General features: G+C 70.8%; 16 protein-coding genes. 10 read left to right on the top strand and 6 right to left on the bottom strand.

Features of this window, described 5'->3' with window-relative positions:
* Positions 1-2 precede the first annotated feature (2 nt).
* Genes CP977_RS11370 through era form a run of 4 tightly spaced genes read left to right on the top strand, consistent with a single transcriptional unit; the run spans position 3 to position 3068 of the window.
* Positions 3-1307, top strand: a complete 1305-nt coding sequence (locus tag CP977_RS11370) for a hemolysin family protein (protein ID WP_152370031.1) — start codon at positions 3-5, stop codon at positions 1305-1307.
* Entirely contained in the window at positions 1304-1657 is a 354-nt protein-coding gene (locus CP977_RS11365) for an MmcQ/YjbR family DNA-binding protein (protein ID WP_062755797.1), read from the top strand. Before CP977_RS11370 ends, CP977_RS11365 begins: the two co-directional genes overlap by 4 nt.
* Before the next feature lie 37 nt (positions 1658-1694).
* Complete coding sequence (locus CP977_RS11360) at positions 1695-2057, top strand: hypothetical protein (RefSeq protein ID WP_062755799.1); 363 nt, start codon at positions 1695-1697, stop codon at positions 2055-2057.
* 60 nt (positions 2058-2117) lie between these two features.
* Positions 2118-3068, top strand: a complete 951-nt coding sequence (gene era / locus CP977_RS11355) for a GTPase Era (protein WP_372460653.1) — start codon at positions 2118-2120, stop codon at positions 3066-3068.
* 14 nt (positions 3069-3082) lie between these two features.
* On the opposite strand, the gene CP977_RS11350 is transcribed toward era, so the two are convergent.
* A complete protein-coding gene (locus CP977_RS11350; protein ID WP_062755804.1) occupies positions 3083-3367 on the bottom strand; it encodes a protealysin inhibitor emfourin in 285 nt (94 codons plus the stop codon).
* A gap of 20 nt (positions 3368-3387) precedes the next feature.
* Positions 3388-4440: a M4 family metallopeptidase gene (locus CP977_RS11345; protein WP_104860536.1), complete on the bottom strand. Its 1053-nt coding sequence runs from the start codon at positions 4438-4440 to the stop codon at positions 3388-3390.
* A 294-nt stretch (positions 4441-4734) separates the two neighbouring features.
* Between CP977_RS11345 and leuA the strand changes: the two genes are divergently transcribed.
* The 3 genes from leuA to CP977_RS11330 all read left to right on the top strand — a co-directional run bounded on the left by leuA (position 4735) and on the right by CP977_RS11330 (position 8531).
* The gene (gene leuA, locus CP977_RS11340; protein WP_062755806.1) at positions 4735-6498 is read left to right on the top strand and encodes a 2-isopropylmalate synthase; all 1764 of its coding nucleotides are present in this window, start codon (positions 4735-4737) and stop codon (positions 6496-6498) included.
* A gap of 85 nt (positions 6499-6583) precedes the next feature.
* Positions 6584-7684: a choice-of-anchor A family protein gene (locus CP977_RS11335; protein WP_229991657.1), complete on the top strand. Its 1101-nt coding sequence runs from the start codon at positions 6584-6586 to the stop codon at positions 7682-7684.
* Between the two features lie 154 nt (positions 7685-7838).
* Positions 7839-8531: a tellurite resistance TerB family protein gene (locus CP977_RS11330; RefSeq protein WP_062755810.1), complete on the top strand. Its 693-nt coding sequence runs from the start codon at positions 7839-7841 to the stop codon at positions 8529-8531.
* Positions 8532-8612: 81 nt separating this feature from the next.
* On the opposite strand, the gene CP977_RS11325 is transcribed toward CP977_RS11330, so the two are convergent.
* From CP977_RS11325 to CP977_RS11310, 4 genes are all read right to left on the bottom strand, one after another.
* Positions 8613-9983 (bottom strand): FAD-dependent oxidoreductase, encoded by a 1371-nt coding sequence (locus CP977_RS11325; protein WP_152370029.1) that lies wholly within the window; start codon positions 9981-9983, stop codon positions 8613-8615.
* 159 nt (positions 9984-10142) lie between these two features.
* Positions 10143-10940 carry a hypothetical protein gene (locus tag CP977_RS11320; RefSeq protein WP_062755814.1) on the bottom strand — a complete coding sequence of 266 codons (798 nt, stop codon included), beginning with the start codon at positions 10938-10940 and terminating at the stop codon, positions 10143-10145.
* Positions 10937-11128 carry a DUF397 domain-containing protein gene (locus CP977_RS11315; RefSeq protein ID WP_062755816.1) on the bottom strand — a complete coding sequence of 64 codons (192 nt, stop codon included), beginning with the start codon at positions 11126-11128 and terminating at the stop codon, positions 10937-10939. Before CP977_RS11315 ends, CP977_RS11320 begins: the two co-directional genes overlap by 4 nt.
* The gene (locus tag CP977_RS11310) at positions 11110-11943 is read right to left on the bottom strand and encodes a helix-turn-helix domain-containing protein (RefSeq protein WP_152370028.1); all 834 of its coding nucleotides are present in this window, start codon (positions 11941-11943) and stop codon (positions 11110-11112) included. The genes CP977_RS11315 and CP977_RS11310 overlap by 19 nt, the downstream gene beginning before the upstream one ends.
* Before the next feature lie 117 nt (positions 11944-12060).
* On the opposite strand from CP977_RS11310, the gene CP977_RS11305 reads away from it, so the two are divergent.
* The 3 genes from CP977_RS11305 to recO all read left to right on the top strand — a co-directional run bounded on the left by CP977_RS11305 (position 12061) and on the right by recO (position 13348).
* Positions 12061-12297, top strand: a complete 237-nt coding sequence (locus CP977_RS11305) for a hypothetical protein (protein WP_229991658.1) — start codon at positions 12061-12063, stop codon at positions 12295-12297.
* Complete coding sequence (locus CP977_RS11300) at positions 12294-12509, top strand: hypothetical protein (protein ID WP_062755819.1); 216 nt, start codon at positions 12294-12296, stop codon at positions 12507-12509. Before CP977_RS11305 ends, CP977_RS11300 begins: the two co-directional genes overlap by 4 nt.
* Positions 12510-12598: 89 nt before the next feature.
* Positions 12599-13348: a DNA repair protein RecO gene (gene recO / locus CP977_RS11295; protein ID WP_062755820.1), complete on the top strand. Its 750-nt coding sequence runs from the start codon at positions 12599-12601 to the stop codon at positions 13346-13348.
* Positions 13349-13365: the final 17 nt, after the last annotated feature.

Below are 13365 nucleotides of genomic sequence, written 5' to 3'. Positions count from 1 at the left end.
CGATGGACGTCTCGCTGATCCTCGGGGCGGTCGCGCTCGTCGTCGTGGCCTGGCTCGCCGCCTGCGCCGAGGCGGGCCTCGCCCGGATCTCCAGCTTCCGCGCCGCCGAGGCCGTACGGTCCGGGCGGCGCGGGGCCGGGAAGCTCGCCCGGGTCGCCTCCGACCCGACCCGCTACCTCAACGTGGCGCTCCTCGTCCGCGTCGCCTGCGAGATGGCGGCGGCCGCCCTCGTCACGTACGCCTGCCTGGAGGCCTTCCCGGAGACCTGGGAGGCGCTGCTCATCGCGATCGCCGTCATGGTCCTCGTCTCGTACGTGGCCGTCGGCGTCTCGCCGCGCACCATCGGCCGCCAGCACCCGCTGAACACGGCGACCGCCGCCGCGTACGTCCTGGTGCCGCTGGCCAGGATCATGGGCCCGATCCCGCAGCTCCTGATCCTCATCGGCAACGCCCTGACCCCCGGCAAGGGCTTCCGCAAGGGCCCCTTCGCCTCCGAGGCCGAGCTGCGGGCCCTGGTCGACCTCGCCGAGCAGGAGTCGCTGATCGAGGACGACGAGCGCCGCATGGTGCACTCCGTCTTCGAGCTGGGCGACACCCTCGTGCGCGAGGTGATGGTGCCCCGCACCGACCTGATCTGCATCGAGCGGTACAAGACCGTCCGGCAGGCCCTCACCCTCGCCCTGCGCTCCGGCTTCTCCCGGATCCCGGTGACCGGCGAGAACGAGGACGACATCGTCGGCATCGTGTACCTGAAGGACCTGGCCCGCCGGACCCACGTCAACCGGGAGTCGGAGTCCGACCTGGTGTCGACCGCGATGCGGCCCGCCGCCTTCGTGCCCGACACCAAGAACGCCGGCGACCTGCTGCGCGAGATGCAGCGGGAGCGCAACCACGTCGCCGTCGTCGTGGACGAGTACGGCGGCACGGCCGGGATCGTCACCATCGAGGACATCCTGGAGGAGATCGTCGGCGAGATCACCGACGAGTACGACCGGGAGCTGCCGCCCGTCCAGGAGCTCGGCGACGACCGGTACCGGGTCACCGCCCGCCTCGACATCGGAGACCTCGGCGAGCTGTACGGCCTGGGCGCCGACGAGTACGACGACGAGGACGTGGAGACCGTAGGCGGCCTGCTCGCCAAGGCCCTCGGCCGCGTCCCCATCTCGGGCGCGAAGTCCGTCGTGGAGCTGCCCGACGGGCGCTCGCTGCGGCTGACCGCCGAGTCCCCGGCCGGCCGCCGGAACAAGATCGTCACGGTGCTCGTGGAGCCGGTGGAGCCGGTCGGGGCGGAGAAGGAGCCCGAGTGACCCCCGACGAGTTGCGCGCCCTCTGCCTGGAGTTCAACGACGCGACGGAGGAGTTCCCCTTCGGCCCGGACACCTCCGTCTTCAAGGTGGCCGGGAAGCTCTTCGCGCTCTCGGCGCTCGACTCCGAACCGCTGCGGGTCAACCTCAAGTGCGACCCGGACGAGGCCGTGCGCCTCCGCGAGGAGCATCCGGCGATCACCCCCGGTCACCACATGAACAAGCGGCACTGGAACACCGTGACCGTCGGCGGGCTCCCGGCCCCCATGGTCCGGGAGCTGGTCGAGGACTCGTACGACCTCGTCGTCGCCGGTCTGCCCAAGGCGGTACGGCTCCGCCTCGACCGCCCCTGACCCGGGGTCGCCCGGGAGCCCAACCTATGCTCGGTCCATGACACTCAGCAGCGAGCACGGCGACCTCGGCGCCGAGGACCTCAAGATCATCACCCTGGCGCGGAGCGCACGGGCCCGGAACGGCGTGGCCGAGGGCGCGGCCGTACGCGACGAGACCGGCCGGACGTACGTGGCCGGGACCGTGGCCCTGGACTCGCTCCGGCTGAGCGCCCTGCGGACCGCCGTCGCGATGGCGGTGGCCAGCGGCGCCGAGTCCCTGGAGGCGGCGGCCGTCGTGACGACCGCCGAGGCGGCCTCGGACGAGGACCGCGCGGCCGTACGGGACCTCGGCGGCCCGGAGACCCCGGTCCTGCTCGCGGGTCCCGACGGGCGGCTGCGGAAGGCCGTCACGGCGGGCTGAGGCGCGCCGCCGGTCCCTCCGCACCCACTGCGTGCGTGGCGCGGGCGCTCATCGGGGACAATGGCCCCCATGAGCGCTCGCAACCAAGAAACCGAAGCCGTCCACCGGGCCGGCTTCGCCTGCTTCGTCGGCCGCCCCAACGCGGGCAAGTCCACCCTCACGAACGCTCTGGTCGGCCAGAAGGTGGCCATCACCTCGAACCGGCCGCAGACCACCCGGCACACCGTCCGGGGCATCGTGCACCGCCCGGACGCGCAGCTGATCCTGGTCGACACCCCCGGCCTCCACAAGCCGCGCACCCTCCTGGGCGAGCGGCTCAACGACGTCGTGCGCACCACCTGGGCCGAGGTCGACGTGATCGGCTTCTGCCTGCCCGCCGACCAGAAGCTCGGCCCCGGCGACCGCTTCATCGCCAAGGAACTGGCGGAGATCAGGAAGACCCCCAAGGTCGCGATCGTCACCAAGACCGACCTGGTCGACTCCAAGACCCTCGCCGAGCAGCTCATCGCCGTCGACCAGCTCGGCAGGGAGCTGGGCTTCGAGTGGCAGCAGATCGTCCCGGTCTCGGCCGTCGGCGACAAGCAGGTCCAGCTCGTCGCGGACCTGCTCATCCCGCTGCTCCCGGAGTCCCCGCCGCTCTACCCGGAGGGCGACCTCACGGACGAGCCCGAGCAGGTCATGGTCGCGGAGCTGATCCGCGAGGCCGCGCTCGAAGGCGTACGGGACGAGCTGCCGCACTCCATCGCCGTGGTCGTGGAGGAGATGATCCCCCGCGAGAACCGCCCGGCGGACCGGCCGCTGCTCGACATCCACGCCAACGTGTACATCGAGCGCCCCAGCCAGAAGGGCATCATCATCGGCCCCAAGGGCAGCCGCCTCAAGGAGGTCGGCATGAAGTCCCGCAAGCACATCGAGGCCCTTCTCGGCACCCCGGTCTTCCTCGACCTGCACGTGAAGGTCGCGAAGGACTGGCAGCGGGACCCGAAGCAGCTGAGGAAGCTGGGCTTCTAGAGCCGGTACAAGAACTACGCGCCTTCCTTGAGGACCCTCGCGACGAGGGTCCTCTGCGCTTCCGTCAGGTGCGGGTCGCCGCAGCGGACCGTGCGGCCGTCGACCGTGATCTCGTAAGAGAAGCCGTCCGGGACGCGGGAGCGGTCACCGCCCCGGTCGTCCGCGCCCCCGTCGGCTGCCGCGAGGACCGCCCCCGCCAGGGCGGTCCACTCCCCGGCGTCGGGGCGGCCGGCGGTGTCCACCTCCGCCGACCGCTCGATGCCCGCGAAACCGCCCGTGCGCCGTACTCGAATCCGCATGAGCCCTTGTCTACCCCGGCTCAGTCCACCGGCACGCCCACGGCGGCCCAGGACTTCAGGACGGCCTGGATCTCGGCCCCGTCGCCGTACCGGTCCTTCGCGGCCTTCGCCGTCGCCGCCGCGAACTCGGCGAAGCGGGTCTCGGGGGTGAGGGTGCCGCCGGTCATCACGTCGTACCAGATCTGCCCGGCCCGCTCCCAGGCGTTGCCGCCCAGCTCGGTCGCCGCGAGGTAGAAGGCGTGGTTGGGGATGCCGGAGTTGATGTGCACCCCGCCGTTGTCGCTTCCCGTGCGGACGTAGTCGTCCATGTGGGCGGGCTGCGGGTCCTTGCCGAGGACGTCGTCGTCGTACGCCGTGCCCGGGGCCTTCATGGAGCGCAGGGCCCTGCCCTCCACGTTCGGGTGGAAGAGGCCCTCGCCGATGAGCCAGTCCGCCGCCTCGGCGCTCTGCCCGAGGGCGTACTGCTTCACGAGGGAGCCGAAGACGTCCGAGACGGACTCGTTGAGGGCGCCGGACTGGCTGAAGTACTCCAGGTTCGCCGTGTGCTGGGTGAAGCCGTGGGCCAGTTCGTGGCCGATGACGTCCACGGGCAGGGTGAAGTCGAGGAAGATCTCGTCGTCGCCGTCCCCGAACACCATCTGCTCGCCGTTCCAGAAGGCGTTGCCGTAGTCCCGGTCGTAGTGGACGGAGGCGATCAGGGGCAGTCCGGAGCCGTCGATCGAGTCGCGCCCGAAGGCGTTCAGGAAGAGGTCGAAGGTGGCGCCGAGGCCCGCGTACGCGCGGTTGACGGAGGCGTCGCCGGTCGCCTCCTCGCCCTCGGCGCGGACCTTCTCGCCCGGCAGGTCGGTGCCGTGCCGGCAGTCGTGGACGGTGCGGTGCGGCGTGGCGGCGGCGCGGGGGGCGGCCGTCGGGGGAGAGCCCGGCCGGGGCAGCGCCCGGGCGGACCGGGCGGAGGCGTCCGCGGCCAGGGTGCGGCGGGCGGTGGCGGCCACGGCGGGGTCGGAGGAGCGCGCCAGGTGCTCCAGGAGGTGCGGCGGCACGATCGAACAGAAGACAGGTGTGTGAGCGGTCATTCCAGCAATGTGGCAGTGCGTGACCACGCTGTCACTAGGGGAGACGAGGATTGGCGAAATGGAGTGATACGCCACTGTTCGAGTTTGATTCCGGGGGCGTCCCGCATACTGGAACGGGACGTCCGCTTCCACGTCCCTGGGCTAAGCTGCGGCACATCATGCGTTTCGGGCTGCTTCTCCTTAGCTGCCGCGGCGAGGGCCTGTAGTCGTAGGCCGACCCCCTCCCCGCGGGACCTGGTGTTGCGTTCGACAGTCGGCCGTCCACTCCGCAGGACACCCGAGGAGCCCTACGCAATGTCGCAGTCCCCGTTCATCGGCCGCCCCACGCCCGTCACCAACGAGGCCCCGCTGCAGAAGCCGTCCGGGATGCCGATCCACAAGTACGGCCGGTACGAGGCCGTCGAGATCCCCGACCGCACCTGGCCCGACCGGCGCATCACCAAGGCCCCCCGCTGGCTGTCCACCGACCTGCGCGACGGCAACCAGGCCCTGATCGACCCGATGTCCCCGGCCCGCAAGCGCGAGATGTTCGACCTGCTCGTACGCATGGGCTACAAGGAGATCGAGGTCGGCTTCCCGTCCTCCGGCGAGACCGACTTCGCCTTCGTGCGCTCCATCATCGAAGAGGGCGCGATCCCGGACGACGTCACCATCTCCGTCCTGACCCAGGCCCGCGAGGACCTGATCGAGCGGACCGTCGAGTCCCTGGTCGGCGCCAAGCGCGCCACCGTCCACCTGTACAACGCCACCGCGCCCACCTTCCGCCGGGTCGTCTTCCGCGGCTCGAAGGAGGACATCAAGCAGATCGCCGTGGACGGCACGCGCCTGGTCATGGAGTACGCGGAGAAGCTGCTGGGCCCGGAGACGACCTTCGGCTACCAGTACAGCCCCGAGATCTTCACCGACACCGAGCTGGACTTCGCCCTGGAGGTCTGCGAGGCCGTCTGCGACGTCTGGCAGCCGGGCCCGGGCCGCGAGATCATCCTCAACCTGCCCGCCACCGTGGAGCGTTCGACGCCGTCCACGTACGCGGACCGGTTCGAGTGGATGGCCCGGAACCTGACCCACCGCGCGTACGTCTGCCTGTCCGCCCACCCGCACAACGACCGCGGCACGGCCGTGGCGGCGGCCGAGCTGGCCGTCATGGCCGGCGCCGACCGCGTCGAGGGCTGCCTGTTCGGCCAGGGCGAGCGCACCGGCAACGTGGACCTGGTGACCCTGGGCATGAACCTGTTCAGCCAGGGCGTCGACCCCCAGATCGACTTCTCGCAGATCGACGAGATCCGCCGCACCAGCGAGTACTGCAACCAGATGGAGGTCCACCCGCGCCACCCCTACGCGGGCGACCTGGTCTACACCGCCTTCTCCGGCTCCCACCAGGACGCCATCAAGAAGGGCTTCGACGCCATGGAGGCCGACGCGGCCGCGCAGGGCAAGAGCGTGGACGACATCGAGTGGGCCGTCCCGTACCTGCCGATCGACCCGAAGGACGTCGGCCGCTCCTACGAGGCCGTCATCCGGGTCAACTCGCAGTCCGGCAAGGGCGGCATCGCGTACGTCCTGAAGAACGACCACAAGCTGGACCTGCCCCGCCGGATGCAGATCGAGTTCTCCCGGATCATCCAGCAGAAGACCGACAGCGAGGGCGGCGAGGTCACGCCGGCCGCGATCTGGTCCGTCTTCCAGGACGAGTACCTGCCCAACCCGGACAACGCCTGGGGTCGCATCCAGCTGCGCTCCGGCCAGACCACCTCCGACACCGACGGCACGGACACGCTGACCGTCGAGGCGGTCGTGGACGGCGTCGACACCGTCCTGACCGGCTCCGGCAACGGCCCCATCTCGGCCTTCTTCGCCGCGCTGCAGGCCGTCGGCGTGGACGCCCGCCTGCTGGACTACCAGGAGCACACGATGAGCGAGGGCGCCTCCGCGCAGGCCGCCTCGTACATCGAGTGCGCCATCGACGGCAAGGTCCTGTGGGGCATCGGCATCGACGCCAACACGACCCGCGCCTCCCTGAAGGCGGTCATCTCGGCGGTCAACCGCGCCGCCCGCTGACCCGCCCCGGCACCACCGACGCGACACCGCTGCCCCGCATCCTCCCGGAGGGTGCGGGGCAGTGTCGTGTCCGTACTGGTATCTGGTGACCAACCCGTTCGGCGCGGTCGGCCTGTACGCCGAGTTCGTGGAGAAGGACTCCGTGCGGCACTCGGACTCCGAGGGTGCGGTCGCGGTCGGCGGCGACGCGTACTTCGGCGACCCGGCGAAGCCCTCCGGCTTCTCCGTCGGCAGCCGGCTGACCGCCGCCGACCCCGCGGAGCTCCCCGGCGGCCACAGCGTCGTCGTCGGCGGCACCCTGTACGCCAACAACGTCGTCCTCGACAAGGGGACCGGCGTCGCGGGCGAGGTCGTCAACCGCTCCACCCCCGGCCGGGGCTTCGGCGTCGACGGCGACAAGGTGAGGACCGGTACCTCCCCGGTGGACTTCGGCAAGGAGTTCACGGAGCTGCGCAAGCTCTCCACCGGCTGGGCGGGCGTCCGGCCCGACGGCGAGGTCTCCGCCGACCCGAGCGGCCAGGGCGTCTTCCTCACCGGCACCGACGCGAAGCTGAACGTCTTCGCCGTGAAGGCCTCCGACCTGGAGAGGGCCGGCGCGATATCGCTCAAGGTCCCGGCCGGCTCCTCCACCCTCGTCAACGTGCTCGGCGGCTCGTACGACATGCACGCCGAGCCCACCTACGGCGTGTGGATCTGGGACGAGAACACCAAGGGCTTCGTCCAGGACGACTACAACTCGGGCAGCGACGCCTTCAAGCAGGTCCGCTCCAAGCTGCTGTGGAACCTCCCGCAGGCCGAGACCGTCAAGAAGAACCACTCCTCCCGGCCCGGCACCATCCTCGCCCCCGACGCCGCCGTCTCCACGGGCAGCGCGAGCTACGGCCCCGGCCACGTCAACGGCTCCGTCATCGCCGAGTCCCTGACGACCGTCCCCGGCGCCGAGACCCACCGGATGAACTTCACCGGCTGCCTCCCGGGCGGGACCACCCCCGGCCCGATCGTCACCCCCGAGCCCCCGAAGCCGACCGAGACCCCCACCACCCCCGCTCCGTCCGCCACTCCGGAGGGTGATCTCGCGACGACCGGTTCGTCCGTCGGACCCGGCGTCATCGGCGCCGGAGCGGCCGTCGTCCTCGCCGGCGGAGCCCTCCTGGCCTTCGCGAAGCGCCGCCGCCGCGCCTCCTGAGGCCCTTCGCGGAGGCTTCGCGAAGCCTTTCGAACGGTGACGTGTCTCGGCCATCTCCACGGTGAACTGCTTCCGGGGTGCTGACGCCACATCAAGGATGTGGCTAACATCACGCCCACGCCGGCAGTGCAGCCGGGGCGTCGAGGAGGTGCGTATGCGGTCTGCCCGGAATTCACGTGGTGGGAAAGTGGGCATCTGCGGGATCCGCACCTCCTGGAACACCGTGGGGGACGGCGAGTTCTTCTGCGAGGTGTGCGGGGGCGACCGCAACTACCGCCGCCGCACCGGCCGCCGCAGGTTCGCCGTCCTGGGCGTCCCCGTCCTGCCCCGGGGCTGTACGGGCCCCGTGGTCGAGTGCGCGGCCTGTCACACGCACTTCGGTACGGAGGTGCTCGACCACCCGACGACGAGCCGTTTCTCCGCGATGCTGCGGGACGGCGTGCACACCGTCGCCCTGGCCGTCCTCGCGGCCGGCGGCACCGGCTCCCGCGCGGTCCTGGACCGGGCCGTCAGCGCGGTCCGGTCCGCCGGCTTCGCGGAGTGCACGGCCGTCCAGCTCGTGGACCTCGTGGAGGCCCTGGAGGCCGACACGGGGCGCTTCATGCCCGAGGTGAACCCCGAGGGCACGATCCTCGCGATCGAGATCCACGAGGCCCTGGAGCCGCTCGCCCCGCACCTGGCCCCGTCCGGGCGGGAGTCGATCCTCGTCCAGGCCGCCCGGATCGCCCTGGCCGACGGCCCGTACAGCCCGGCCGAGACGGAGGTCCTGGGGACCGTCGGCACCGCGCTCTCGCTGCCCCCGGACGACACGGTCCGGCTCCTCGCCTCCGCGCGGACCGTTTCGTAGTCGTAGAAGACGCGGGCAGGAAGAAACGGCTCCGCGGGCCCGGAAGGTGTCCGGGCCCGCGGAGCCGTGTTCGTCCCGCGACTACTGGATCGCGCCGCTCGCGCGCAGCATGTCCTCGCGCTCCACGATCTTCACGCGCTCGCGGCCCTCGGGCTCGCCGAGCGCCTTCTCGGCGGCGTCGAGGGCGTACCAGCCCTCCCACGTGGTGTACGTGATGTTCTTGCCCTCCAGGAAGGCCACGACCGCGTCCGTCTCCGGGGTGGCCGGCTCCAGCAGGCGCCCGTTCGCGAAGTCGTCCAGGAGGTTCGCCACGGTCTCGTTGGCGTCGCCCTTGGTGTGGCCGATGAGGCCGACCGGGCCGCGCCGGATCCAGCCGGTGACGTAGGTCGACGCCAGGTGCTCGCCGTTCTCCTGGACGACCCGGCCGCCCTGGTCCGGGACGGTGCCGCTGACGGCGTCCCACGGGAGCTTGGGCAGCTCGTCCGAGAGGTAGCCGACCGCGCGGTAGACGGCCTGGACGTCCCAGTCGGTGGTCTGACCCGTGCCCTTGACGTTCCCGGTGCCGTCCAGCTCGGTGCGCTCGGTGCGCAGGCCGACGACCTTGCCGTCCTCGCCGAGGACCTCGACCGGGGACTCGAAGAAGTGCAGGAAGAGCTTGTGCGGGCGGTCGCCGATGTCGCGGATCGCCCAGTTCTCCAGGGTCTTCGCGACCATGTCGGTCTGCTTGTTCTTGCGGCGGTCCGCGATCGAGCCCTCGTCGTAGTCGATGTCCTCGGGGTTGACGATGACCTCGATGTTGGGGGAGTGGTCCAGCTCGCGCAGCTCCATGGGGCTGAACTTCGCCTGCGCCGGGCCGCGACGGCCGAAGACGTGGACTTCGAGCGCCTTGTTGGCCTTCAGGCCCTCGTAGACGTTCGGCGGGATCTCGGTCGGCAGCAGCTCGTCCGCCGTCTTCGCCAGGATGCGGGCGATGTCGAGCGCCACGTTGCCGACGCCGAGGACGGCGACCTTCTCGGCGGACAGGTCCCAGGTGCGCGGGACGTCCGGGTGGCCGTCGTACCAGGAGGCGAAGTCGGCGGCGCCGAGGCAGCCGTCCAGCTCCACGCCGGGGATCTTCAGCTCGCGGTCCGCCATGGCGCCGGTCGAGAAGACGACGGCGTCGTAGAAGGAGCGCAGGTCGTCCAGGTGCACGTCGGTGCCGTAGTCGACGTTGCCGAAGAGGCGGACCTGCGGCTTGTCGAGGACCTGGTGGAGCGCGGTGATGATGCCCTTGATGCGCGGGTGGTCGGGGGCGACGCCGTAGCGGATGAGGCCGAAGGGCGCCGGCATCCGCTCGAAGATGTCGATCGACACGCCCGGCTCGGTGGCGGCCTCGGACTTCAGCAGCGCATCGGCGGCGTAGATTCCGGCGGGGCCGGCGCCGACGATCGCGACCCGGAGGGGGCGGGGCATGACTGGGTTCCCTTCGCAGCGACATGGCGGCGAAGCCGCCGACACTTAGGTCACCCTAAATAATGCACGACGCGGAGCGGTACCCGGGCCCGGTCTATGGGCTCATAAGTTGAACTTATGACTTCCATAAGCAGAGCTAGGCGGGGTCGTCGTCCGCGCTCAGCCCTTGAGGACTTCGAGGACCAGCCAGCCGATCCCGAAGAGCCCGCCGCCCGCCATGCCGCAGCCGAGGAGCGTGATGAACGCCATCCCGCAGCGCGCGGGGGCGCCCTCGTGATGGATGGCCACCTTCGGATCGCGGGGGTCGTAGGACAGCTCCTTCGACGCGAGGACCGAACGGGTCTTGTAGGTGTGGAGGACCCCCGTGGTGTCCCTGTAGCGGTACACCCAGCTCCCGTACGCCTTGTGCCATGACTCCGCCGTCACGGTGATGCCGTACCGCGGCAGGCGCCACATCCGGTACAGGTCCCGCCCCATGTCGCCCGCCAGGAGCCCGCCGACGGCGGTGACCACGAACGCGATCCAGAACGTGAGCGCGTACTCCAGCCGGCCGGCCACGCCGAGGAACACGTCCAGGGCGAGGACCGGTACGGCGATCCCGGCCGCGAGCAGCTTCGTCCGGTGGTCGCGCGGCGCCGGGGCGGCGGGTGGGCGGTGGGTGACGAGGGCGGAGCCGTCGACGTCCACGATCTCGTCGGGCAGGGCCGCCTCGACGGCGTCCGCGAAGGCTGTGGCGGCGGCCTCGCTCACGTCCTCGACCCGGTAGACGACCGGTTCGGCGTCGGCGAGGGCGATCAGCTCGATCTCGACGGAGCGCCCCTCGGGGTGGACGCTCTCGATCGCCGCCAGGGGTATGTGGTGCTCCCCGTCCGCCCGGCCGAGGACGACCGCCGCCCCCGTGAAGCGCAGGACGGCGTCGCCGCGCCCGCGCAGCACGAGGGGGGAGGCGGCCGTCACGAGGTCAGACCGCCCACGAACGCCGCCCAGGCGTCGGCCCGCACCACGAGGACGGGGCCGGGGTTCTTGCTGTCCCGGACCGGGACGACACCGGGGACGTCGTCCAGGACCTCGACGCAGTCGCCGCCCGATGCGTTGCTGTAGGAGCTCTTGAACCAGTTGGCGTGAGTCAGGTCGTACGAGTGCATCGTCTGAAGTCCTCCGCCGCCGACTCGATCAGTTCGAGGGACGCCTCCGGCGACAAGGTGGCAGCCCTGAGCAGATCGTAGGCGTGCCGTGCCTGCTTCACCACCGCCGGATCGTCGAGGAGCGTCCCCGAAAACTCCGTCTCCGTATAGGCCGTTGGCGGCTGGTCCATGAACTCCATGAGCTTGAGCGTGCCGGTCATGTGTGCGTGCGCACCGACTGCGCGTGGGACCACGGTCACCAGCACCCACCGCTTCCGGGCCAGCGCCAGGATGTGCTCCAGCTGCTCGACCATGGTGGCGGCGCCGCCGACGGAGGCGCGTACCGCGTTCTCGTGCAGTACGACCCAATACTCGGGCCTTGTAGCGTCCTGGAGGAGCGCAGCCCGCTCCAGCCGGGCGGCGATCTGCTCATCGATGTACTGCTCAGTGGCGAACGGGTACGTCGCTATCGTCAGCGCCCTCGTGTAGCTCGCTGTCTGGAGCAGGCCCGGCATGGCCATAGGCGCGAACTCGCAGATCCTGGTCGCCACCCGCTCCAGCTCCGCCACCGCGTGAAAATAGGACGCGTACGGTGACTTGTCGATGAGCTTTCGCCATGTTCGTTCGAAAATACCGCCGGTTTGTAGGACCTCGTCGATTCTTTTCGCGACGTCCAGTTGGGGTTTTCGAATTCCCTGCTCGAACAGGCCGATGTAGGCGCCCGAGACGAACACCCGTCCGCCCAGTTCGCCCTGCGAGAGCCCCGCCCCCTCCCTGCGTTCCTTCAGGAGGCCCCCGAAGAACTCCCACACGTCCTGCCGCTTGCCTCTGGCCATGGATTAACTGCCCTGCCCTACCGCGCAGTTGTACGGCGTGCGCAACCGCCGATTCTACGGATCAGGGGTCACCCTGGAGAGGCGAAGCGGGAAATGGATTCAGAAAGGCATACGTTGGTGAAGGAAGACATCACGAAGGCGTCCACGGGGACGGTCGGAGCCGCGCAGGAGGCGGTGGCGGAATTGCGCGAGGCGCTCGCGAGCGCGGGAATCACCCTTCCCTCGCTCGGTCTCGACGTCGTCACCCTCGCCGCCGATCCCCCGAGGCCGCTCGTGGAATTGGGATGCTGCACGGTGGAAACGGCCCGGCTCCTCGCCGCCGCCGTACTGCCGAGGGAGGAGAGTCGATCGTGACGCTGCCCATCGGGTCGTACGTGGTCGAGATCCGCACCGGACGGGTCGGGAGGCTCATGGGGCACGAGGGGCCCTATGTCCAGATCCGTCCGCTGGGCGGCGGGCGCGAGTGGGACGTGGAGCCCGAGGGGGTGCGGGAGGCGACCTCGGCCGAGCGGCTGAGCGCGGCCACCGCGCACGTCAACGCCCGCAGCCGGGGCGAGGTGCCTTGAGCGGCGGCGGGGCCCCGTAGACCCCCCCGTACGGCAGCGGCGCCCGGCCCCGGACCCGGGTGTCGGTGCCGTACGGGAGAATGGGCCGCATGAGCCTGTTCCGCGACGACGGCATCGTGCTGCGCACCCAGAAGCTGGGTGAAGCGGACCGCATCATTACCCTCCTCACGCGCGGTCACGGGCGCGTACGCGCCGTGGCGCGGGGCGTGCGGCGCACGAAGTCGAAGTTCGGGGCCCGGCTCGAACCCTTCTCCCACGTGGACGTGCAGTTCTTCGCCCGGGGGAGCGAGCTGATCGGGCGCGGCCTGCCGCTCTGCACGCAGAGCGAGACCATCGCCGCGTACGGCGGCGGGATCGTCACCGACTACGCCCGCTACACCGCCGGCACGGCCATGCTGGAGACGGCCGAGCGGTTCACCGACCACGAGGGCGAGCCGGCCGTCCAGCAGTACCTCCTCCTCGTCGGGGGGCTGCGGACCCTCGCCCGGGGCGAGCACGCCCCCCACCTCATCCTGGACGCCTTCCTGCTGCGCTCCCTCGCCGTGAACGGCTACGCACCCAGCTTCGGGGACTGCGCCAAGTGCGGACTCCCGGGGCCGAACCGGTTCTTCTCGGTCGCGGCGGGCGGAGTCATATGCGGCGACTGCCGGGTGCCCGGAAGCGTCGTACCCTCTGCGGAGGCCATCGGCCTGCTCAGCGCGCTCCTCACCGGCGACTGGGCGACGGCGGACGCGTGCGAGCCGCGTCACGTCAGGGAGGGCAGCGGACTCGTCTCCGCCTACCTGCACTGGCACCTGGAGCGCGGCCTGCGCTCCCTGCGATACGTAGAGAAGACCTAGGTAGGAGATCCATCGCC

Source organism: Streptomyces cinereoruber, from assembly GCF_009299385.1.
Taxonomy (GTDB): domain Bacteria; phylum Actinomycetota; class Actinomycetes; order Streptomycetales; family Streptomycetaceae; genus Streptomyces; species Streptomyces bikiniensis.
This window is presented reverse-complemented; position numbering and strand designations above follow the sequence as displayed.